Annotated in this window: 18 protein-coding genes; 7 read left to right on the top strand and 11 right to left on the bottom strand. The window is 68.7% G+C overall.

Going from position 1 to position 21,779, the window contains the following annotated elements:
- Positions 1–73 precede the first annotated feature (73 nt).
- Positions 74–1,375, top strand: a complete 1,302-nt coding sequence (locus KUG43_RS03175; RefSeq protein ID WP_216905978.1) for an AmpG family muropeptide MFS transporter — start codon at positions 74–76, stop codon at positions 1,373–1,375.
- Here KUG43_RS03175 and KUG43_RS03170 read toward each other — a convergent pair.
- The 8 genes from KUG43_RS03170 to rpsT form a co-directional block, all read right to left on the bottom strand.
- Entirely contained in the window at positions 1,327–2,139 is an 813-nt protein-coding gene (locus KUG43_RS03170; RefSeq protein ID WP_216906255.1) for an alpha/beta hydrolase, read from the bottom strand. The genes KUG43_RS03175 and KUG43_RS03170 overlap by 49 nt on opposite strands.
- A gap of 5 nt (positions 2,140–2,144) precedes the next feature.
- Positions 2,145–3,203: a dual-specificity RNA methyltransferase RlmN gene (gene rlmN, locus KUG43_RS03165; protein ID WP_216905976.1), complete on the bottom strand. Its 1,059-nt coding sequence runs from the start codon at positions 3,201–3,203 to the stop codon at positions 2,145–2,147.
- Positions 3,203–3,367 (bottom strand): CAB/ELIP/HLIP family chlorophyll-binding protein, encoded by a 165-nt coding sequence (locus KUG43_RS03160; RefSeq protein WP_216905974.1) that lies wholly within the window; start codon positions 3,365–3,367, stop codon positions 3,203–3,205. The genes rlmN and KUG43_RS03160 overlap by 1 nt, the downstream gene beginning before the upstream one ends.
- Positions 3,360–7,469, bottom strand: a complete 4,110-nt coding sequence (locus tag KUG43_RS03155; protein ID WP_216905972.1) for a DNA-directed RNA polymerase subunit beta' — start codon at positions 7,467–7,469, stop codon at positions 3,360–3,362. Before KUG43_RS03155 ends, KUG43_RS03160 begins: the two co-directional genes overlap by 8 nt.
- 73 nt (positions 7,470–7,542) lie before the next feature.
- Positions 7,543–9,447, bottom strand: coding sequence for a DNA-directed RNA polymerase subunit gamma (locus tag KUG43_RS03150; protein WP_216905970.1), 1,905 nt, complete (start codon positions 9,445–9,447; stop codon positions 7,543–7,545).
- A gap of 58 nt (positions 9,448–9,505) precedes the next feature.
- A complete protein-coding gene (rpoB, locus tag KUG43_RS03145; RefSeq protein ID WP_216905968.1) occupies positions 9,506–12,796 on the bottom strand; it encodes a DNA-directed RNA polymerase subunit beta in 3,291 nt (1,096 codons plus the stop codon).
- 258 nt (positions 12,797–13,054) lie between these two features.
- Positions 13,055–13,867 carry a TatD family hydrolase gene (locus KUG43_RS03140; RefSeq protein ID WP_216905966.1) on the bottom strand — a complete coding sequence of 271 codons (813 nt, stop codon included), beginning with the start codon at positions 13,865–13,867 and terminating at the stop codon, positions 13,055–13,057.
- A 10-nt stretch (positions 13,868–13,877) separates the two neighbouring features.
- Positions 13,878–14,192 (bottom strand): 30S ribosomal protein S20, encoded by a 315-nt coding sequence (gene rpsT / locus KUG43_RS03135; RefSeq protein WP_216905964.1) that lies wholly within the window; start codon positions 14,190–14,192, stop codon positions 13,878–13,880.
- A 103-nt stretch (positions 14,193–14,295) separates the two neighbouring features.
- Between rpsT and hisD the strand changes: the two genes are divergently transcribed.
- Complete coding sequence (gene hisD / locus KUG43_RS03130; RefSeq protein WP_502988572.1) at positions 14,296–15,654, top strand: histidinol dehydrogenase; 1,359 nt, start codon at positions 14,296–14,298, stop codon at positions 15,652–15,654.
- 28 nt (positions 15,655–15,682) lie between these two features.
- Here the strand turns inward: hisD and rpiA are convergent, their stop codons facing one another.
- Genes rpiA through KUG43_RS03115 form a run of 3 tightly spaced genes read right to left on the bottom strand, consistent with a single transcriptional unit; the run spans position 15,683 to position 18,389 of the window.
- The gene (gene rpiA / locus KUG43_RS03125) at positions 15,683–16,396 is read right to left on the bottom strand and encodes a ribose-5-phosphate isomerase RpiA (protein WP_216905963.1); all 714 of its coding nucleotides are present in this window, start codon (positions 16,394–16,396) and stop codon (positions 15,683–15,685) included.
- A gap of 47 nt (positions 16,397–16,443) precedes the next feature.
- Complete coding sequence (locus KUG43_RS03120) at positions 16,444–17,592, bottom strand: trypsin-like peptidase domain-containing protein (RefSeq protein ID WP_216905961.1); 1,149 nt, start codon at positions 17,590–17,592, stop codon at positions 16,444–16,446.
- On the bottom strand, positions 17,562–18,389 hold the full coding sequence (locus KUG43_RS03115) for a metallophosphoesterase (RefSeq protein ID WP_216905959.1): 828 nt from the start codon (positions 18,387–18,389) through the stop codon (positions 17,562–17,564). The genes KUG43_RS03120 and KUG43_RS03115 overlap by 31 nt, the downstream gene beginning before the upstream one ends.
- 80 nt (positions 18,390–18,469) lie before the next feature.
- Here KUG43_RS03115 and nblD point away from each other — a divergent pair, with 80 nt between their 5' ends.
- From nblD to KUG43_RS03090, 5 genes are all read left to right on the top strand, one after another.
- Complete coding sequence (nblD, locus tag KUG43_RS03110) at positions 18,470–18,754, top strand: NblD family protein (protein WP_216905957.1); 285 nt, start codon at positions 18,470–18,472, stop codon at positions 18,752–18,754.
- Between the two features lie 140 nt (positions 18,755–18,894).
- A complete protein-coding gene (locus KUG43_RS03105; protein ID WP_216905955.1) occupies positions 18,895–19,368 on the top strand; it encodes an LSm family protein in 474 nt (157 codons plus the stop codon).
- A 51-nt stretch (positions 19,369–19,419) separates the two neighbouring features.
- Positions 19,420–20,838 carry a transcription termination factor NusA gene (nusA, locus tag KUG43_RS03100; RefSeq protein ID WP_216905953.1) on the top strand — a complete coding sequence of 473 codons (1,419 nt, stop codon included), beginning with the start codon at positions 19,420–19,422 and terminating at the stop codon, positions 20,836–20,838.
- Positions 20,835–21,191 (top strand): YlxR family protein, encoded by a 357-nt coding sequence (locus tag KUG43_RS03095; RefSeq protein WP_216905951.1) that lies wholly within the window; start codon positions 20,835–20,837, stop codon positions 21,189–21,191. The genes nusA and KUG43_RS03095 overlap by 4 nt, the downstream gene beginning before the upstream one ends.
- On the top strand, positions 21,188–21,779 hold a 592-nt coding region (locus KUG43_RS03090; RefSeq protein WP_216905949.1), incomplete at its 3' end, for a translation initiation factor IF-2 N-terminal domain-containing protein. The genes KUG43_RS03095 and KUG43_RS03090, both read left to right, overlap by 4 nt.

Here is a 21,779-nt window from a genome sequence, read left to right as displayed (position 1 = left end):
GGGCCGTGCGGCGGTGCTGGCTGCATTGTGGTCCGAGCGGTCGCTTCTAGGGTTCGGCCACCCGCAAGCGGCCATGGCCACCCGTGCCTCCAGCAGCGTCCGGCCCTGGCGTCGCCTCCTGGCGGTGGCCGCCGAGGGGGTGGCCAGCGGCACCCCCTACATGGTGGGCACCAAGCTGCTGCAGGGCTGGCTCACCGCCAGCCAGATCCCCCTGAGCCTGATCGGCCTGCTGGGGCTGGCCGAGCTGCCTTACACCCTGAAGATGGTCTGGGCTCCGGCCCTCGACCGCTGGCCCCTGCCCTGGCCCGACCGTCGCCGCGGCTGGCTGCTGGTGCTGCAGCTCACCCTGGTGGCCGTGATCGGCGCCATGGCCCTGCTGCGGCCCTCCACGGATCCGGCCAGCCTGACGGCGATCGGCCTGATGGCGGTGCTGCTGGCCGTGGTCAGCGCCACCCAGGACATCGCCGTCGATGCCTACCGCACCGACCTGCTGCCCGATCTGGAGCGGGGCGCCGGGGCCGCCGCCTCCAACCTGGGTTACCGCACAGCGATGCTGGCCGTGGGCGCCGGCGGCTTCATCCTGGCCGGCCGCTACAACTGGCCGCTGGCCTTTGTGTTCTCGGCCGTGCTGATGCTGGTGGTGGTGCCCTTCACCCTCACGGCGCCGCGGCTGGAACCCCTGGCGGTGCCGGTGAGCAGCCTGCGCCAGGCGGTGCTGGGTCCAGCGCGGGAATTCCTGCACCGCAGCGGCGGCCCCAGGGCCGTGGCCCTGCTCACCCTGGTGCTGCTCTACCGCTGGCCCGACGGCTTGCTCGGCCTGATGGCGGTGCCGTTCCTGATCCAGAAGGGCTTCAGCCCCGAGGTGGTGGGGTCGGTGCTGGCGGGCTGGGGCATCGGCGCCACCATCGTGGGCACGCTGCTGGGGGGCCTGCTGTTCGGCCGGCTGGGCATGAACCGCTCCCTGTGGCTGTTCGCCCTGGTGGGGGCGGCGGGCAACCTGGCCTACTGGGCCCTGGCCCGTTTCGACGGCGGCATGCCAGGCCTGCTGATGGCCGTGGCCCTGGAGAACATCGGTGGCGGCATGGTGGGCGCCGCCTTCGTGGCGCTGCTGATGAGCCTCTGCAACCCCCGTTTCTCCGCCACCCAGTACGCCCTGCTCTCGGGGGTCTACGCCCTGAGCCGCTCGCTGCTGGCCGCACCCGCCGGGCTGGTGGCCGAACGGCTGGGCTGGCCAGGCTTCTTCCTGGCCACCGCCGCCGCGGCCCTGCCGGCCTTCCTGCTGATGCTGCGGCTCACCCCCTGGAACGGCCAGGGCGCCCGCGGGGCCTACTCCGCCGAGCGGGATGCAGAGAACTCCCGCAACAGCGGGATGTAGCCGGGGGAGCCCTCCACCGCGTTGTGGCCATCGACGGGCAGCACCACCAGGGAGGCGACGCCGGGGCGGAAGTGGGAGAGCAGAGCGTCGGTGTTGGCGCGCGGGATCACCTCGTCCCGTTCGGCCGCGATCAGCAGGGTGGGGGCGTCCACGCGGGGGGCGTCCGCCCAGGAGCGGTATTTGTCCTGCAGCAGCAGGGCCACCGGCACCAGCGGGAACTGGCGGGAGGCCACCGCCTCGATGCTGTCGAACGGGGTGACCAGCACCAGCCGGGCGACGGGACGGCGGGCCGCCAGATGCACCGCCACAGCGCTGCCCAGGCTGCGGCCCAGCACCGCGATGTGGTCGTGGTCGGTGCTCACCCGGTCGAACAGGGCCAGGGCATCGGCGAACAGGGCCTGCTCCGAGGGCTGGCCGCTGCTGCCGCCGTAGCCCCGGTAGTGCATCAGATAAAGGCTGTGCTCCGGAAAGGCGGCCGCCAGCAGCGGCAACTGGCCCGCCACAGCCTCCGCATTGCCGCCGAAATAGAGCAGCGCCTTCGGGCCGGGCCGGCGCTGGACGCTCACCAGCACCTGGCTTCCCGGCGGGCCGCCTGCCATGGTCAGGGCCAGCAGCTCGCCGGGCGCATCGGCGGAGCGGGGCTGGGGGAAATAGAGCAGGGCGCGCTGGCGCAGGAACAGGACGCCACAGATGCCGAGATAGGCCAGGGCCACCAGCAGGCCGGCGACGGCGAGCACGGCGACGGGTCGCTGGGCCGAAACCACGGCGATCAAGGCGCCGGGGCGGTGAGCAGGCGGCGGCGCAGCTGGCCACAGGCCGCGTCCTGATCCAGACCACGGCTGGCCCGCACACTCACGGCGATGTGGCGCCGCTCCAGCTGGGCGCGGAAGGCCTCCACCGCCTCGGGGGCGGGGCGGCGGAAGTCCTCCTCGGCGATCGGGTTGTAGGCGATCAGGTTGACGTGGCTCTGGAAGCCCCGCAGCAGGCGGGCCAGGGCGTCGGCCTGGCGGGGATGGTCGTTGAGGCCGCCCAGCAGGATGTATTCGAAGCTCACGCGCCGGCCGGTGATGGCCACGTAGTGGCGGCAGTCGTCGAGCAGGGCCTCCAACGGGTAGGCATGGGCGGTGGGGATCAGCTCCTCCCGCAGGCGCTGGTCGGGGGCATGAAGACTCACGGCCAGGGTGAACTGGGCCCGGCCCAGCCGCTCCAGGGCGCGCTCGGCCAGGGTGGGCAGGCTGCGGGGCACCCCCACGGTGCTGACGGTGATCTGCCGCTGGGCCATGCCCAGATCGGTGCAGAGGCAGGCGATGGCTTCGAGCACCGCGTCGGTGTTCAGCAGGGGTTCGCCCATGCCCATGAACACCACGTGGCTGGGGCGACGGTCCATCGCCTCCCACACACTGAGCACCTGATCGACGATCTCGTGCACCGCAAGGGAGCGCTGCAGCCCCCCCTTGCCGGTGGCGCAGAAGCGGCAGCCCATGGGGCAGCCCACCTGGCTGCTGACGCACACCGTGAGCCGGTCGCCGCTGGGGATGCCCACGGTCTCGATGCTGAGGCCATCGGCGGTGCCCAGCAGCAGCTTGGTGGTGCCGTCGCGGGCGTCGCTGCGGTGCAGCAGGGGCGAACGGCCGAGGCCGGTGCCGGCGGCCGCCAGCTGCTCCCGCCAGGCCTTGGGCAGCACCGTGATCTCCTCGAGGCTGCGGGCTCCCCTGGCGTAGATCCAGTCGTGCAGCTGCTTGCCACGGAAAGCAGGCTGGCCCTGCAGGCCCGCCCACTCCTGGAGGGCCGCCAGGCCCATCCCCAGCAGGGGAACGGGCTCCGCCATCAGGGCCAGATCAGCAGGCCGTGACCCAGCTTCCACTCCACCGCCACCAGGGCGATGAAGCCGAGCATGGCCAGCCGGCCATTCAAGCGCTCGGTGTGGGTGTGGAAGCCGAAGCGCGGCACCCGGCGCACCGGCACCGGGGTGGTGACGGCCGGATCAGTCATCGCTGAGCAGCCCCTCCTCCTGCAGGCCCTCGAGGGCGGCCGGATCGGCAATCAGCTCCTCCTCGAGGCCCTCATCCGCCGTGGGACGGGCGAAGGCGGCGAAGCCGCTGGCGGCCGCTTCGATGCCGTGGCGGCTGCGGGTGGCCTCCAGATCCTCCTCGGAGGGGTCATCGAGCACGGCGGCGGTGACCGCCGGGGCGGGCATCTCGACGGTGTAGTCGGGACGCAGGTTCTGGTTGCGGCGGTAGCCGGCGGCCTCCTCCTCAAGGATGTCGGGGTGGGGTCCGGCCTCGGCGCGCAGCTCCTCTTCGAAGCCACCGAAGCCGGTGCCGGCGGGGATCAGGCGACCGATGATCACGTTCTCCTTGAGGCCCCGCAACCAGTCGCTCTTGCCCTCGATCGCCGCTTCGGTGAGCACCCGGGTGGTCTCCTGGAAGGAGGCCGCCGAGATGAACGAATCGGTGTTGAGGGAGGCCTTGGTGATGCCCAGCAGCACGGGGGTGAACTCGGCCGGAGCGCCACCGGTGATGCCCATGGCGGAATTCACCTGCTCCACCTGACGCAGCTCGATCAACTCACCGGGCAGCAGGGTGGTGTCACCGGCATCCTCGATGCGGACCTTGCTGGTCATCTGGCGCACGATCACTTCGATGTGCTTGTCGCTGATCGACACCCCCTGCGACTTGTAGACGTTCTGCACTTCCGTGACCATGCGGAACTGCAGCTTGGAGATCGCCTCCTGGGCGGCCTCCATGGTGGGCTTGCGGCTGCGCAGGTCTTCGAAGAAGCACTCCAGCAGCTCGTGGGGATTGATCGGACCGTCGGTGAGCATCTCACCGGCGCTCACCTGCTGGCCATCGTTGACCATCACGTTGCGGCCGAGAAGAATCGGGTACTCGGTGATGACGTCGTCCGTCTCGATCACCGAGACGGTGATCGAATCGTCGTCTTCGCCCTGCTTGATCTGCACGGTGCCGCTCTTGCGGCAGAGCACCGCCGATTCCCGCGGCCGGCGGGCCTCCAGCAGTTCTTCGATACGGGGCAGACCCTGGACGATGTCGCCGGTCTTCTGGCGCTCGAACACCAGCAGGGCGAGGGCATCACCGCGCTGCACCAGCTCACCGTCACGGACGTGCAGCACCGAATCGGGCGACACCATGTAGGGCCGACCCAGACGGATGGTGAGGGTCTTGCCGTCGATGGCCTCCACCTGGCCGCAGCAGGGGGAGAGCACCCCGTCAGCCAGCACGTCGCCGTCGACGATGCGATCGCCCACGGCCACCTTCGGGGCGGCTCCGCCCAGATCCAGGCTGCGGGTGTCGTCGGCCCGCTCCACGATCAGGCGCCGGATCGGTTCACCGACGACGGGTTCGGGCAGTTGCACCACGCCGTTCTCCTTGCACAGGATCTGGGTGGTGGCCACCACATCGCCGCGCTTGACGGCGATGCCGTCCTCCACCTGCAGCTCGGTGTGGGTGGAGCCGTGGCTGGCATCGGAGAGGGTGTCGCGGCGCACCAGCAGGGTTTCCAGGATCACCAGCTGCAGGCGCTCGATGGTCTTGGCCCGCTTGTCGGCGACCACCTCCACATCCACCGTCATCTGGGGGGTGGTGTCGAAGGTTTCCAGGATCAGCTGGGTGCGCAGCAGCTCCACCCCTTCCACCGACTTGATCAGCTCGCCGTCCTTGAAGGTGAGGCGCTGGGTGGCCTTCAGACCCAGGGAGGGGCCGCCGGTCTGCTTGACGGTGGAGAGTTCGGGCAGGTGGGCGGCATCGGGGATGGCGTATTCCTCGACGGGCCGCAGCAGCAGGGCGCCGCCCTCCGGGGTGTCGACCTTCTCGACGAACTTCATCGCCTCGGCCTTGAGGCCAGGGGCGATCTCTTCGCCGGGGTTGACCATCTTGCCGTCCTCGCCGTAGCGGCCGAGCACCTTGGCGTCGGAGACCAGGTGCAGCTCACCGGAGCGCACGATGATCTCCCGCAGGATGTCGTTCTTCTGGGTGACGGTGACGATGCCGGCGGTCTGGCTGAAGATGTCCTTGACGACTTCGGTGCCGGCCTCGATCCACTGGCCGTCCTCGATCATCAGCAAGGAAATGTCCTTGTTGATCTCGTGGGTTTCCTGGGGGATCCACAGCAGGGTGCCGCCCTTGCTCACCTCGAAGCCGTGCTTGGCGGAGCGGGCCTTCTTGATCGAGAGGCCGGGGGCGAACTTGACCATGCCGCCGGTCTGGGTGCGGAAACGGTCGTCGGTGAGTTCGGCGATCACCTCTCCGGCGCCGATCTTGGTGCCGGGCTGGGTCTTGACCAGGTAACGGCTGTTGTCCTTGCCCTCCAGGTGCCAGCTTTCGCCGGTGTGGCTGGATTCACCCACCAGCTTGCAGTCCTTGAGGGTGAGGCTGGCGGTGACGATCTGCACTTCGCGTGAGTCGCCGGTGGACTCGCGCAGCCGCACGGCGCCGCCATACTCGCTCTGCAGACGGCTCTCGGCCAGCACATTGCCGGTGGTCACCGGCTTGTCGGTCTCCACCACCGGCAGGGCGTTGGGCGGCAGGTTGTAGACGTCGCCGCTGAACACCCACAGACGTCCGAGACGCTGGGCTTTGTGGGTGATGTTGCCCTGGCGGTCGGTGACTTCCCGGGGCTGGATCACATCCTCAAAGCGCACCTGGCCGGCCAGGTCGCAGATGACATCCTTGGTGGCCTTCTCCACGCTCTTCTTCACCGCCGAGCCCGAGGAGATCTGGGCCAGGATGATGTCGTTGGCGACCGGATCGCCATCGGCCACGAAGAGAATCGAGCCGTTGGTGATGTCGATCTTCTGCACCTTGCCCTTGCCCGAAGGCTTGAGGGTGAGGGTGAAATCGGTTTCGGCCAGCTTGGCCTCCACCCCGTGGGGGGTGCGGTGGTCACGCACCCTGGCCTTGGGGCCGAATTCGACGATCCCGTCCACCAGGGAACGCACCACGCCGGTTTCGGCCGTGGACACACCACCGGTGTGGAAGGTCCTCATGGTGAGCTGGGTGCCCGGTTCACCGATCGACTGGGCCGCGATGATCCCCACCGCTTCGCCCAGGTCGACCAGTTCGTTGTGGGCCAGGGCCCAGCCGTAGCACTTGCGGCAGACCGAACGGGAGGCCTCGCAGGTGAGCGGTGAGCGCACCATCACGGTGGCGATCGCCGCCTTCTCGATGGCGGCGGAAAGGGCCGGGTCGATCTCACCATTGCGATCGACGATGACGACACCGTCGCTGTCGACGACGGGCTGGGCCGCCAGACGGCCCACCAGCTTGGTGCCGAAGCGGCCCCGCTCGTCGGCGTTGATGGGGATGAAGCGGTGGGTGCCGCAGTCCTCCTCCCGCACGATCACGTCCTGGGCCACGTCCACCAGACGGCGGGTGAGGTAGCCGGAGTCGGCGGTGCGCAGGGCCGTGTCCACCAGGCCCTTGCGGGCGCCGTAGGAGGAGATCACGTACTCGGTGACCGTGAGGCCCTCACGGAAGTTGGTGCGGATCGGCAGGTCGATGATCTCCCCTTGCGGGTTGGCCATCAGGCCGCGCATGCCCACCAGCTGGCGCACCTGGGACATGTTCCCCCGGGCGCCGGAGTTGGCCATCATCCACACCGAGTTGAGTGGATCGTTGTCGTTGAAGTTGCGGCGCACGGCCGCCACCAGCCGTTCGTTGGTCTCGGTCCAGGTGTCGATCACCTTGGTGTGGCGCTCCACCTCGGTGATTTCGCCCAGCCGGTAACGCTCCTCGGTGGCCGTGATCTGCTCTTCGGCCTCCTCCAGCAGAACCGCCTTGTCGCCGGGGATGCGCAGGTCGTCGACCGAGATCGACACCGCCGCCTGGGTGGCGTAGTGGAAACCCAGATCCTTCAGCTCATCGGCCATCGCGGCGGTGGCCGCGGTGCCGTGGTGCTTGTAGGCCCAGGAGACCAGGTTGCGCAGCGCCTTCTTGTCGATGATCCGGTTGCGGAACGGCGGCGCCTGCTTGCTCAGGGCGGAGGCCGCGAGTTCGGCGGCGGCGGTGGCAGCGGCCAGTTCGGCGGCGGCCTTGGCGCTCTTCTTGCTGATCTTCTTGGCGGGGGTGGCGGTCATGGCAGCGCGCGTTGGAAAAGGCTGGAGGGGGACGGAAGACACGGGGCGCGGGGCTCGGCCCGGCCGGTGGAACTCAGGTGGCGGCCACGGCGTCGATGATGGTGTGGTTGATCACAACCCGACCCACGGTGGTCAGCAGATAACGGCTGATCAGGGCGCCGTCCTCATCGAAGCGGTCGCGGCGGAACTTCCACTGCTCGAAGCGGGTGCCGTCCGTGAGGGTGCCCTGCTGGACGGGCTCGTTGTCCTCGTCGTCGCTTTCGACCTCACCGTTGAAGCGCACCCAGACCCAGTCGTGCAGGGTGAGGTGCTTCTCCTCAAAGGCGGCAATCACGTCCTCGAGATCGGCGAAGGTGCGCGAGCGGTCGCCGAAGGCGGGCTGCACCTTCTCCCGATCGACGGCGGTGAGGTAGTAGGCGCCCAGCACCATGTCCTGGGACGGGGTGATGATCGGCTCGCCGGTGGCGGGAGAGAGCACGTTGTTGCTGGCCAGCATCAGCATGCGGGCCTCGGTCTGGGCCTCGATCGCCAGGGGCACGTGCACGGCCATCTGGTCACCGTCGAAGTCGGCGTTGAAGGCGGGGCAGACCAGGGGATGGAGCTGGATCGCCCGGCCATCCACCAGTTTGGGTTCGAAGGCCTGGATACCCAGACGGTGCAGGGTCGGGGCCCGGTTGAGCAGGATCGGATGCCCTTCGATCACTTCCTGCAGCACCTGCATCACCTCGTCGTCGGCCCGCTGAATCAGCTTCTTGGCCGCCTTGATGTTGTTGACGATGTTCTGGCGGATGAGGCGATGGATCACGAACGGCTGGAACAGCTCGATCGCCATCTCCTTGGGCAGGCCGCACTGGTGCATCTTGAGCTTGGGGCCCACCACGATCACGGAACGGCCGGAGTAGTCGACCCGTTTGCCGAGGAGGTTCTGGCGGAAGCGGCCCTGCTTGCCCTCGATGATGTCGCTGAGCGACTTGAGGGCCCGGTTGTTGGCCCCCACCACGGTGCGGCCGCGGCGGCCGTTGTCGATCAGGGCATCGACGGCCTCCTGCAGCATCCGCTTTTCGTTGCGGACGATGATCTCGGGAGCGAGGATCTCCTGGAGACGCGCCAGACGGTTGTTGCGGTTGATCACCCGCCGGTAGAGGTCGTTGAGATCGCTGGTGGCGAAGCGACCGCCGTCGAGCTGCACCATGGGGCGCAGATCGGGAGGGATCACCGGGATCACATCCAGCACCATCCAGTCGGGACGGGCGTTGGTGGCGATGAAGTTGTCGATCACCCGCAGACGCTTGATCAGCTTGGCCCGCTTCTGGCCCTTGGAGTTGTTGATGTCCTCCCGCAGCTGCTCAGCTTCTTTTTCGAGGTCGATGTCCTCGAGGAGCTGCTTGAGGGCTTCGGCGCCGATGCCCACGATCGGCTCGTTCTCGATCTCGGAATCCTCGGCGAAGATCTGGTCCTCGATCTCCAGCCACTCGTCTTCGGTGAGCAACTGCTTGTAGGTGAGATCCTTGTGGTCCCCCTTGTCGAGCACCACGTAGCAGTTGAAGTAGACGATCTGCTCCACATCCCGCAGGGGCATGTCGAGCAGGATCGCCACATAGCTGGGGATGCCCTTGAGGTACCAGACATGCGACACAGGCGCCGCCAGCTTGATGAAGCCCATGCGGTGGCGCCGCACCCGGCTCTCGGTCACTTCCACGCCGCAGCGCTCGCAGACGATGCCGCGGTGCCGCACCCGCTTGTACTTGCCGCAGTGGCATTCCCAGTCCTTGGAGGGGCCGAAGATCTTCTCGCAGAAGAGCCCGTCCATCTCGGGCTTGAGGGTGCGGTAGTTGATCGTTTCCGGCTTGGTGACCTCACCCACCACCTGACCGTTGGGCAGCGTGCGCTGCCCCCACTGCATGATCCGCTCGGGGGAAGCGAGCGTGATCTTCACGTAATCGAAGTGGTTTTCGGTGCGAAGGTTGCTGTTGGACATGGCGGAAACGCAGGGTGATCGAGAGAAGCGGAGAAATCAGAGCCGGTGAATCAAGCGATCAGTCATCGTCGTAATCCGCGACACCGAGGGACTCGTAGGTGGGACGGCTGGGGGTGCTGCGGCGGGGATTGACGTCCTGCATTAGGTCGACTTCCTCACCGGCGTCGGTGTAGACGGCGATGTCGAGGCCCAGGGACTGCAGCTCCCGCATCAGCACCTTGAAGGACTCGGGCGTGCCCGGCCGGGGGATGGGCTTGCCCTTGACGATGGCGTTGAGGGCCTCGTTGCGGCCCTGCATGTCGTCGGACTTGACGGTGAGCAGTTCCTGCAGGGTGTAGGCGGCGCCGTAGGCCTCCAGGGCCCACACCTCCATTTCCCCGAGTCGCTGGCCGCCCTGCTGGGCCTTGCCGCCCAGGGGCTGCTGGGTCACCAGGGAGTAGGGACCGGTGGAGCGGGCGTGGATCTTGTCGTCCACCAGGTGCACCAGCTTGAGGATGTGGGCGTAGCCCACGGTCACCGGCTGGTCGAAGGGTTCGCCGCTTCGCCCATCAATGAGTTGGATCTTGCCGGGGTTGGTGGGGTCGTAGACCCACTCCTTGCCGGGCAGCTTGGCGGCCTCCTCGAGGTAGGCCTGCACCGTCTGCTTCGATTTCTCGGGGCCGTACATCTCATCGAACGGCACCACCTTGACGCGGCAGTCGAGGTGGGACGAGGCCCAGCCCATCAGGCATTCGAACACCTGACCCACGTTCATGCGGCTCGGCACCCCCAGGGGGTTGAGCACGATGTCGATGGGGGTGCCATCGGGCAGGTAGGGCATGTCCTCCCGGGGAAGGATGCGGCTGATGATGCCCTTGTTGCCGTGGCGGCCGGCCATCTTGTCGCCCACCTGGATCTTGCGGCGCTGGGCCACGTAGACCCGCACGACCATGTTCGCCCCCGGCGGCAGTTCGTCGCCCTGCTCGCGGGTGTAGATGCGCACGTCGACCACCCGGCCCCGTTCGGTGCTGGGCACCCGCAGGGAGTTGTCGCGCACGTCACGGGCCTTCTCACCGAAGATGGCGCGCAGCAGCTTCTCCTCAGGCGGCTGGTCGGATTCACCCTTGGGGGTCACCTTGCCCACCAGGATGTCGCCGGATTCGACGTAGGCACCGATGCGGATGATGCCCATCTCATCGAGGTGGCCCAGGCTTTCCTCGGCCACATTCGGGATTTCCCGCGTGATCTCCTCGGGTCCGAGCTTGGTCTGGCGGGCTTCGATCTCGTACTTCTCGATGTGCACCGAGGTGTAGAGGTCGTCCTGAACCAGCCGGTCGCTCACCAGGATGGCGTCCTCGTAGTTGTAGCCCTCCCAGGGCATGTAGGCGATCAGCACGTTCTGGCCAAGGGCGATCTCGCCGCCTTCGCAGGCCGAGCCGTTGGCCAGCACCTGGCCGGCGATCACCGGATCGCCCTGGCGAACGATCGGCCGCTGGTTGAGGCAGGTGTCCTGGTTGGAGCGCTGGTACTTCTGCAGGAAGTGGGTGTGATCCCGGCCCTGCTCATCGCGAATCACGATGGCGGTGGCATCCACGAAGGAGACGGTGCCGTTCACCTTGGTGATGGGCACCATGCCGGAATCCCGCGCCACCTGGGTTTCCAGGCCGGTGCCCACCAGGGGCCGCTCGGGCCGCAGCAGGGGGACGGCCTGGCGCTGCATGTTCGAGCCCATCAGGGCCCGGTTGGCGTCGTCGTGCTCCAGGAAGGGGATCAAGGAGGTGGCCACCGAGATCACCTGCACCGGCGACAGCTGGACGTAGTCCACCTGCTCGGGGGGCACTTTCTCAAAGTCCTGGCGGTAGCGGACCGGCACCAGATCGACGGTGATGCGGCCGGTGGCGTCGGTGGGTACGTCACCGGGGGCCACCCGGCACTCGTCCTCCAGGTCGGCGGAGAGATAGAGGGGGTCGCCCTGCTTGAGGACGATGCCGTCTTCCACCCGCCAGAAGGGGGTTTCGATGAAGCCGTACTCGTTCACCCGGGCATGGGTGGCGAGCGAACCGATCAGGCCGGCGTTGGGGCCTTCCGGGGTTTCGATCGGGCAGATGCGGCCGTAGTGGGAGGGGTGGATGTCGCGCACGGCGAAGCCGGCCCGCTCCCGGGTCAGACCGCCTGGGCCGAGGGCGCTGATGCGGCGCTTGTGGGTCAGCTCGGCCAGGGGGTTGGTCTGGTCCATGAACTGGCTCAACTGGCTGGAGCCGAAGAACTCCTTCACCGCCGCCACCAGGGGCTTGGGGTTCACCAGCTGGGCTGGCGTGAGCGATTCGGTCTCGCCGACGGTCATCCGTTCCTTGATGATCCGCTCGAGACGGTTCAGGCCGACACGCACCTGGTTCTGCAGCAGCTCGCCGACCGAACGCACACGGCGATTGCCGAGGTGGTCGATGTCATCGAGGCTGGCTCCGCCCACATCGAGCTCAAGGTTGATCAGGTAGTCGATCGTGGAGAGAACGTCCTCGGCGGTGAGGGTGCGCACCGCATCGGGGATGGTGAGACGCAGCTTCTTGTTGATCTTGTAGCGACCCACCCGGCCCAGGTCATAGCGCTTGGGATCGAAGAAGCGGCTGTGCAGCAGTTGCTGGCCGCCACTCACCGAGGGCGGTTCACCCGGACGCAACTTCTTGTAGAGCTCCAGCAGGGCCTGGTCCTCGGAGCTGATGCCCTCTTCGTTGGACGCTTCGATCGACTTCTGGTAATACTCCGGGTGCCGCAGCTTGTCGAGCACGTCGTTGTCCGACAGGCCGATGGCCCGCATCAGCACGTGGGCGTTGATCTTGCGGGTCTTGTCGACGCGGACGTGCAGCAGGTCGTTCTTGTCGGTCTCGAACTTCAACCAGGCGCCGCGGTTGGGGATCAGGCTGGCGTTGAAGGTCTTGCGGCCGTTCTTGTCCTGCTCGTCCTTGAAGTAGACGCCCGGGCTGCGCACGATCTGGTTGACGATCACCCGCTCGGCGCCGTTGATGATGAAGGTGCCGCGCTCGGTCATCAGGGGAAGTTCCCCGATGAAGACCTCCTGCTCCTTGATCTCGCCGGTTTCCTTGTTGACCAGACGGCAGGTGACATACATCTGGGAAGCGAAGGTCGCATCGCGACGCTTGGCCTCTTCCACGTCGTGGCGGGGGCGTTTCAGGCGATACTGATCGCCAATGAAATGCAGCTCCAGCTTGCCGGTGTAGTCGGTGATCGGAGAGAAGCTGTCCAGCTCTTCGATCAGGCCCTTCTCCAGGAACCATTTGAAGCTCGCCCGCTGTACCTCCACGAGATCGGGAAGGTAAGTGACGGTCTTGGCGACCTGGATCGCGCTGCTCATGCGGTGAACCTGCAGGAACGGTGGTGGTAGGGCGGGCCTGGACGGGGAAGGGCGATCACGGTGAGACCTGCCTGGAGGGGTGCCCGGTGACGGGCCATGCCAACAGGCGCCTAGCTGTGGCGTCCGCCCATGGAAATGGGACGAATGCTCCAGCAGAGGCGCTTACAGGGCTCGCTGAGAATGTGCCGACTCAGTTGCCGACTCAATGGATGCCGTCGTGGACAAAAAGAGCGCTTCCGCTTCCAGGCCAATAAGACATCATACAACCTGGTCGGGCAGCCTGAATAAACGGGTGGCATTGGCCGTGGTCGCCTGCGCCACTTGCTCGAGCGTCTCGCCCCGCAGGTCGGCCACCCTGGCCGCCACCTCCGCGACATAGGCAGGCTCGTTGCGCTTGCCGCGGCGGGGCACGGGCGCCAGGAAGGGGCAGTCGGTTTCGACGAGGTAGCGATCGGCTGGCACCAGCCGGGCACAGGCGTGGATGGGCTCGGCCTTGGCGAAGGTGACCGTGCCGCTGAAGCTGATGTAAAGGCCAAGCTCCAGGAACCCTGCCATCTCCTCAGGGGTGCCCCCCCAGCAATGCATCACGCCCCGGGGGCAGGCGCCACGGCGCTGCCGTTGGCGCAGCTCGGCGAGCATCGGCTCGGCCGCGTCCCGACAGTGGATGATCACCGGCAGATCCAGGGCCACCGCCAGATCCAGCTGGGGTCCCAGGGCCGCCAGTTGTTCATCGAGATTGGTGGCCCGGAACAGATCCAGGCCCAGTTCACCGATCGCCACCACCCTGTCGTCGGCACGGGCAGCTGTTTCCAGCACCGCAGCGGTGTCGCTGTGCCAATGCTGGGTATCGAGGGGATGGACCCCTACGGCGTAACGCAGCTCAGGAAAGCGGTCGGCCAGGGACCGGATCGCCGGAATTTCGGCGGGTTCCACACAGGCATGGACGAGGGCCTTGACCCCCGCCTGCCGCCATCGCTGGGCCACCTCCTCAAGGTCCGCTTCAAAGTTGCGGAACACGATGTGGCAATGGCTGTCCACCAGGGAAGGGGCGGCCTCGGAGCTGACGGCCATGGGGTGGCGCTCAGGCGCCGGCGCTGCCGGCGGCCGTCGGCTCGAGCACCTGCTTCACCGCCACGCTGAGACGTGATTTCTGGTTGGCACCGGTGTTGCGGTGCACCACTCCCACCTTGACGGCCTTGTCGATCTTGCTGAAGGCGGCGCTCATGCTGGCCTGGACGGCGGCCTTGGCCTCCTCTCCGGGCTGCTGGCCGTAGGCGCTGCAGGCCGTCAGGCAGCGCTTCATCAGGGTGCGCAGGGCGGACTTGTAGGTGCGGTTGCGCAGGCGATTGCGTTCAGCGATCTCGATGCGTTTCTTCGAAGACTTGTTATTGGCCACAGGCGTAGGGGCGCTGACTCGGCAAACGCGGATCCTACCTCCTGGGGCCTGGCGGGTCCTTGGCCCTAATTTTGAGGCAGCCCTCCGCCTTCGGCACCGACCCGTGGTTGCTTCCATCCCGACCAGCAGCAGCCCCGCCGGTGGCGCCTTGGCCGCGCTGCCGCCGCTGCGGATCGCCTGCCTGCGGGATGGGCGGCTGGCCGGTGAACGGCTCGAAGCGATCGCCGCCCGCACCGAAGGCGATCAGATGCAGCAAGCAGAGGCCACAGTTGCGGCGATCCTGGCCGAAGTGCGCCAGCGCGGCGATGCGGCCCTGCTGGAGTTCAGCGAGCGCTTCGATGGCCTGCGGCCCGATCCCCTGCGGGTACCGCCCGAGTGCCTGGCCCAGGCCTGGGCGGCCTGCCCAGAGCCCCTGCGCCGGGCCCTCGACCTGGCCCACGACCGCATCCTGGATTTCCACCGCCGCCAGATCCCTTCGGATCTGGCCGTGGACGGCCCCCATGGCGAACGGCTGGGGCGCCGCTGGCGCCCGGTGCAGCGGGCGGGGATCTACGTCCCCGGCGGCCGCGCCTCCTACCCCAGCACGGTGCTGATGAATGCGATTCCCGCCCGGGTGGCCGGCGTGGAACGGCTGGTGATGGTGACCCCGCCAGGCCCCGGAGGCGAGCCGAACGTCACCGTGCTGGCAGCCGCCCACCGGGCCGGGGTGGAGGAGGTGTACCGGGTGGGGGGCGCCCAGGCGATCGCAGCCCTGGCCTACGGCACCGAAACGATCCCCGCCGTTGATGTGATCAGCGGCCCCGGCAACCTGTACGTGACCCTGGCCAAGAAGGCGGTCTACGGCAGGGTCGGGATCGATTCCCTGGCCGGCCCCAGCGAGGTGCTGGTGATCGCCGACCACACCGCCAAGCCCGCCCAGGTGGCCGCCGATCTGATGGCCCAGGCCGAGCACGATCCCCTGGCGGCCGCCATCCTGATCACCACCAGCGAGGAGCTGGCCGCCGCCCTGCCGGCCGCCATCAACGCCCAGCTGCAGGGGCATCCACGGGCCGCGATCACCCTCCAGGCGCTTAACGACTGGGGACTGATCGTGGTCTGCGGCGATCTGGCCGAAGCGACGGCCCTCAGCGACCGCTTCGCCCCGGAGCACCTCGAACTGCTGGTGGCGGATCCCGAAGACCTGGCCGATCGGATCCGCCAGGCCGGCGCCATCTTCCTCGGCCCCTGGTCCCCCGAGGCGGTGGGCGACTACCTGGCCGGACCCAACCACACCCTGCCCACCTCCGGCACCGCCCGCTTCGCCGGCGCCCTGAGCGTCGAGACCTTCCTGCGGCACACCAGCCTGATCCAGTTCAACCGAGCGGCCCTGGAGGCCACCGGCGCCGCCGTCATCACCCTGGCCGAGAGCGAGGGGCTGCACAGCCACGCCGAGTCAGTGCGCCAGCGGCTCTCGCCCGACTGACGCCAGGGCTGGTCCATTGCCTGGCTGGTCAATGCCGGGGCAGATCCCGCACCCGGGGCTCGCCGGCTTCGATCTCACCCACCAGCACCTGATCGACGAGGTTCACGAACAGGCCGTTCTCGAGCACGCCGGGGATGTTGTTGATCGTCGCCTCCAGGGCGGCAGGGTCGCCGATGCCCCCTTCAAAGGCCACATCAAGCACCAGGTTGCCCTGGTCGGTGACCACCGGACCGGCCTTGCGCACGGCCATGCGCAGCTCAACCGAGCTCCCCATGGCCGTGAGTTCATCGCGCACCTGGCGCCAGGCCCCGGGCAGCACTTCCACCGGCAGCAGGAAGCCGAGGTTGAGGCGCTCCACCAGCTTGGTGGCATCCACCACGATCACGAAGCGATCGGCCCGGCGGGCCACCAGCTTCTCCTGCACGTGGCAGGCGCCGCCCCCCTTGATCAGCTGGAAGGACGGATCCACCTCATCGGCGCCGTCGATGGCCAGATCGATGCTGGTGACGGCGTTGAGGGCCATCAGCGGGATGCCCAGTTCGGCCGCCAGCACCTCCCCCTGGAACGAGGTGGTGACGCCGACGATGTCCTTCAGTTCGCCCTGGCGCAGCTTCTGACCCAGGGCCCGGATCATCAGCGCGGCGGTGGAACCGGAACCCAGCCCCACCACCATGCCGTCGCGGATCTGATCCACCGCCGCCGTGGCCACGGCCTCCTTCATGCGGTCCTGGAGATCGGACATCGGGGGTCTGGCGGAAATCGGGCCAGACCGTAGCAAGGGAGCTTTCCCTAGCCCGCCTGGGGCAGGGCCGCCGGCCGGATCGAGAGCTGCAGCTCCCGCTGGCCCCGGACCACCCGCAGCGGCAGGGGTTGGCCCACCTGGGCCTGTTCCACCTGCTGCAACAGCGCCGAGGGGGTGTTCACCGGCTGGTCGGCAATTGCCACCACCAGATCGCCGCGGTGCAGCCCGGCCGCCTCAGCCGGACTTTCCGGCAGCACCCGCTGCACCAGGGCCCCATCCCGCTCGGGCAGCTGCAGCAGGGCATCGGGATCCTTGTTGTTGTCCCGGGCCATCCGGGCCGTGAGCGGCACCAGCTGGAGGCCCAGGTAGGGATGCACCACCGTGCCCCCCTCACCGAGCTGGTCGGCCACCCGTTTGGCCAGGTTGATGGGGATGGCGAAGCCGAGCCCGGCCCCTGGCCCGGAACGCACCAGGGTGTTGATGCCGATCACCTCACCGGCGGCGTTGATCAGCGGGCCGCCGGAGTTGCCGGGGTTGATCGCCGCGTCCGTCTGGATCAGGTCGAGGCGTTTGTCGGCAAAGCCAAGGCTGTTGATGTCCCGGTGCAGGCTGCTGACGATCCCCAGGGTGACGGTGCGCTCCAGGCCATAGGGACTGCCCAGGGCGATGGCCCAGTCGCCCACCTCGAGGGCTTCGGAATCCCCCAGGGGCGCGGCGCTCAGGGGGGACTTTCCGGTGATGTGTACCACCGCCAGATCGGTGACCGGGTCGGTGCCGACCACCGACCCGTCCAGCTGACGGCCATCGGCCAGGGTCACGGTCACCGCGTCCACCCTCTCCACCACATGGGCATTGGTGAGCACCAGGCCGCGCGGTCCATCGATCACCACCCCCGAGCCCTGGCCCCGTTCCCGCGTGCTGCTGGAGGGGTCGCCGAACAGGTCCCGCAGCAGGGGATCCAGCAGGGTGGGATCGAAGGGGGGCCTGGCGACGTTGCGCTCGGTGTCGATCCGCACCACCGCCGGGCCCACCCGCCGGGCGGCGTCGGCCACGAAGCTGTGGGGGGTCAGGGCCGGTGGATCCGCCTCAAGGGCCGCGGCGGGCGGGGGAAGGGCGGCGAACGCCAGCAGCAGGGCCAGCAGCATCAGGCCCCGCAGCCGCCGGCTCAGGGAAGACAGGGGGTGGGAGCGTTGCATCCGGCGAGGCTAGGTCCGTCGAGCGGCGCCCAGCGCAGCAACTGCTGCCGCAGGACGCTGTCCTCGCCGATCTGAAGCCAGCGCCCGCCTGGGTCGTCCGGACGTTCCAGGGGGCAGCGCTGCACGGGGGGGAAGCTGCGCAGGGTGGAGGGGCAGCCCAGCATGGGCACCTCCGGCCGGCCGGGCAGTTGTCCCTGCCAGTGCTGGTGAACGTGGCCGAAGACCAGCCCCCGCAGGCCAGAGAACGGCCGCAGCCCATCAAGCAGGGCCTCGCCGTCCCGCAGCCGGATGGCATCCATGACGGTGTCGCCGATCGGAACCGGGGGATGGTGCACGGCCACCAGCAGGGATTGGCCCCCGGCCAACCCCTCGACGACGAGCTGGCGCTGCAGCCAGTCCAGCTGCAGCGGACCCAGTTCGCCGGCGGTGTCGCCGCTGCGGTGGCTGTCGAGCAGCAGCAGCCAGCCCTGGCCGCAGCGCACCAGGGCCGGGGCGATCACGGCGCGGCGCCCGAGAGCGGCACGCAGCAGGGCGGGTTGGTCGTGGTTGCCCGCCAGCAACGCCACCGGCAACGGCAGCGTCTGCAGCAGTTCCCCCAGGCGGACGTAACCGCCCCAGCTCTCGTCATCGCAGAGGTCGCCGCTGATCAGCAGCAGATCGGGGGCCTCCCTGGCCGCCCGAAGCTGGCCGAGGGCCTCCTGCACCCCATGGCGCAGCAGGTCCAGCGCCGGCCGGCCATGGCAGCGGCCGGCCGGCTCGGCCAGCAGATGGGGGTCGCTCAGTTGAAGAATTCGCATCGGAGACCGCCCTGGCTGGCCCCCGGCAGGACCGCTTGACCTGAATCGGCTTAACTTTGCCCCCAGTCCTCCCCGAGGCCATGGCCACAATCCCTCCCGGCACCCGGCAGCGCTGCACCCTCTGCAAGGTGGAGATCCAGGGAATGGCCGGAGGCAACGACCTGGTCCACTTCAGCCAGGGGGCTCCCGGCAGCCGCGCCAAGCTCTGGGCCCGGGTGTGCCAGTTCCTGCGCACCCCTGAGCAGTGCGGCCAGTGCCTCAACCAGGACCTCAGCCAACGGGGCGAGGTCAGCGCCAACGACTATTACGCCGAGGCTCCTGTCCTGGAGCTGCCCAGCCCCCCGGGGGCCAATCCCTTAGGGTGAGCGAGTGCCCGCCGGGCATCACCCTTTTCCCGGACGACGTTTCCCCTGACAGGGGCTTCGCCGCTGGTTGGGGGCAGTGAACACTGCAGCGCACGGCGGACCATCCCGCCCGCGGGAGTCCCTCCCCACGCCGCCTGTCCTTGCCCCATCCCCTCACCGACGACCTGGAGACACTGGCCCGGACGGTGGTCGAGGCCGCCCACCTCACGGTGCAGTCGGTCGAGGTGCTCGCCCATCGCCTCCCCCTCACGGTCGTGGTGCGGGTGCAGCGGGCCGACGGCAGCGACGTGAACCTCGACGAATGCGCCGCCGTGAGCGGTCCCCTCGCCGAGGCCCTTGAGGCGTCGGAACTGCTGACCATGGCCTATGTCCTGGAGGTGAGCAGCCCCGGCATCGGGGAGGAGCTCCTCACCGACCGGGACTTCGTCAGCTTCCGCGGCTTCCCGGTGGAGCTGATCCGCCAGGAGGCCGGCGGTGCGGAGGTGCGCCGCACGGGCCTGCTGCTGGGCCGGGATGACCAGGTGGTGCAGCTCAATGAGCGTGGCCGCATCCTGCGCATTCCCCGCGACGAGGTGCTGCGGGTGCGGCTCACCGAAGCGCCCCCCGATTCCTGAGCCGCTCCGGTTCGCCCTTCCTCCCCTTCCTTCCCACCTGCCCCCGAGTCCATGGCCCTGGTTCTGCTCCCCGGTCTCAACAACCTGATCGAGGACATCAGCGACGAGAAGAAGCTGGCTCCCCAGGTGGTGGAGGCCGCCCTGCGGGAGGCCCTGCTGAAGGGCTACGAGCGTTACCGCCGCACCCTCTACCTGGGCATCAGCGAAGACCCCTTCGAGGAGGACTACTTCAGCAACTTCGACGTGGCGCTCGATCTCGAGGAAGAGGGCTATCGGGTGCTGGCCAGCAAGATCATCGTCGAGGAGGTGGAGAGCGACGACCACCAGATCGCCATTGAAGAGGTGCGCCAGGTGGCGGAAGACGCCCAGATCGGCGACACGGTGGTGCTGGACGTGACCCCGGAGAAAGATGATTTCGGCCGCATGGCCGCCGCCACCACCAAGCAGGTGCTGGCCCAGAAACTGCGCGACCAGCAGCGCCGCATGATCCAGGAGGAATTCGCCGACCTGGAAGATCCCGTGCTCACCGCCCGGGTCATTCGTTTCGAGCGTCAAAGCGTGATCATGGCCGTGAGCAGCGGCCTGGGCCGGCCGGAGGTGGAAGCGGAACTGCCCCGCCGCGACCAGCTCCCCAACGACAACTACCGCGCCAACGCCACCTTCAAGGTGTTCCTCAAGGAGGTCAGCGAGGTGCCCCGTCGTGGTCCCCAGCTGTTCGTCTCCCGGGCCAATGCGGGCCTGGTGGTCTACCTGTTCGAGAACGAAGTGCCTGAGATCCAGGAGGGCTCGGTGCGGATCGTCGCCGTGGCCAGGGAAGCCAACCCCCCCTCCCGTGCCGTCGGCCCCCGCACCAAGGTCGCGGTCGACAGTGTGGAGCGGGAAGTGGATCCAGTGGGGGCCTGCATCGGCGCCCGCGGCTCCCGCATCCAGCAGGTGGTGAATGAGCTGCGGGGCGAGAAGATCGACGTGATCCGCTGGTCACCGGATCCGGCCCAGTACCTGGCCAACTCCCTCAGTCCGGCGCGGGTGGAGATGGTCCGACTGGTGGACCCCGAAGGGCACCACGCCCACGTGCTCGTGCCCCACGATCAGCTGAGCCTGGCCATCGGCCGTGAGGGGCAGAACGTCCGCCTGGCGGCCCGGCTCACCGGTTGGAAGATCGACATCAAGAATGCCCAGGAGTACGACCAGGTCAGCGAGGACCAGACGGTGGCGGCCCTGATCGCCCAGCGCCAGGAGGAGGAGGCCCTGCAGGCCGAGGCCGAGGCCCGCCTGGAGGCCGAACAGGCCACCAGGGCCGAGGAGGATGCCCGCCTGCGCGAGCTGTACCCCCTGCCCGAGGACGAGGAGTCCTACGAGCTGGAGGAGGCTGAGGACGGCGCCCCTGCCGAAGGGCCGGGCGAGGAGCCGGCCGAAGCCACGACCGCGGCCGTCCCCGACGACGAACTTCCTGGCGAGGACGTCCGGTGACGGCGCCCGCGAGGCGCCCGGTGCTGCGCCGCTGCGTCTCCTGTCGCCGCCTCTGCGACCGCAGCCAGCTCTGGCGGGTGGTGCGTCAGGCCGACGGGAGCGTGAGTCTGGATCGGGGCATGGGTCGCTCGGCCTATCTCTGCCCCGAACCGAGCTGCCTGGAGGAAGCCCGCCGCCGCCGCCGCCTCCAGCGCGGCCTCCGCTGCGCCGTCAGCGATGCCATCATCGCCAGCCTCGAGGCACGTCTCGAGCGATCGGCCCCGCAACCTCTGAGGCAAGATGAACCATGGTCGCCACGTGCGTGCGGCCCCGGGGCCCTTTCGGCCCCACCGTACGGAGACCTTTCTGAATGACCAGCAGCGGCAAAGTGAGAATCTACGAGCTGTCGAAGGACCTGGGCCTGGACAACAAGGACGTGCTCGATGCCGCCGAGAAGCTCTCCATTGCGGCCAAGAGTCACAGCAGCTCGATCAGTGATGACGAGGCCACCCGCATCCGTTCGCTGATCGGCGTCAATGTCGGCGGCCAGGCCCCGTCGCGGCCCGAGCCTGCGGCGCCCACCCCTCCGGCCAAGGCGATCCTGGCGGTGAAGAAGGCCGCGCCGGCCCCCATGGCCGCTCCCCGGGCCAGCGCTCCGCCGGCCCCAACGGCCCCAGCCGCCCCGGCAGCGCCCGCGAACCGGCCCCCGGCTCCGAGGCCCACGGCAGGCCCTGCCGCCGCCCCCGCCCCTGCCCGTCCAGAACCACCTGCGGCGCGCCCCAGGCCCCCCGGTACCCCGGCTCCAGCTCGGCCGCGCCCGGTGGAAGCCGGCAAGCCGGCCGTTCGTCCGCCCACGATCATCGCTAAACCGGCCACCACGGCCACTCCCCCCGCGGCCGGCGGCGCGCCGTCCCGCCCGGTGCCCGCGGCCCCGGCCCGGCCCGCCGCCGTGGCCCCACCGG

Origin of the sequence: Synechococcus sp. CCY 0621 (assembly GCF_019038465.1) — a bacterium.
In the GTDB taxonomy this organism is placed as follows: domain Bacteria; phylum Cyanobacteriota; class Cyanobacteriia; order PCC-6307; family Cyanobiaceae; genus Cyanobium.
The sequence above is the reverse complement of the archived record's forward strand: the minus strand, read 5'-3'. Positions and strand labels throughout refer to the sequence as shown.

Coding starts and splice junctions, on each gene's coding strand:
- KUG43_RS03175 (WP_216905978.1), top strand. CDS start 74: ATGGCCACCCGTGCCTCCAGCAGCGTCCGGCCCTGGCGTCGCCTCCTG.
- rpoB (WP_216905968.1), bottom strand. CDS start 12,796: ATGAGCAGCGCGATCCAGGTCGCCAAGACCGTCACTTACCTTCCCGAT.
- KUG43_RS03120 (WP_216905961.1), bottom strand. CDS start 17,592: ATGCAACGCTCCCACCCCCTGTCTTCCCTGAGCCGGCGGCTGCGGGGC.
- KUG43_RS03115 (WP_216905959.1), bottom strand. CDS start 18,389: ATGCGAATTCTTCAACTGAGCGACCCCCATCTGCTGGCCGAGCCGGCC.
- rlmN (WP_216905976.1), bottom strand. CDS start 3,203: ATGGCGGAGCCCGTTCCCCTGCTGGGGATGGGCCTGGCGGCCCTCCAG.
- rpiA (WP_216905963.1), bottom strand. CDS start 16,396: ATGTCCGATCTCCAGGACCGCATGAAGGAGGCCGTGGCCACGGCGGCG.
- KUG43_RS03150 (WP_216905970.1), bottom strand. CDS start 9,447: ATGTCCAACAGCAACCTTCGCACCGAAAACCACTTCGATTACGTGAAG.
- nusA (WP_216905953.1), top strand. CDS start 19,420: ATGGCCCTGGTTCTGCTCCCCGGTCTCAACAACCTGATCGAGGACATC.
- KUG43_RS03155 (WP_216905972.1), bottom strand. CDS start 7,469: ATGACCGCCACCCCCGCCAAGAAGATCAGCAAGAAGAGCGCCAAGGCC.
- nblD (WP_216905957.1), top strand. CDS start 18,470: ATGGCCACAATCCCTCCCGGCACCCGGCAGCGCTGCACCCTCTGCAAG.
- KUG43_RS03140 (WP_216905966.1), bottom strand. CDS start 13,867: ATGGCCGTCAGCTCCGAGGCCGCCCCTTCCCTGGTGGACAGCCATTGC.
- KUG43_RS03160 (WP_216905974.1), bottom strand. CDS start 3,367: ATGACTGATCCGGCCGTCACCACCCCGGTGCCGGTGCGCCGGGTGCCG.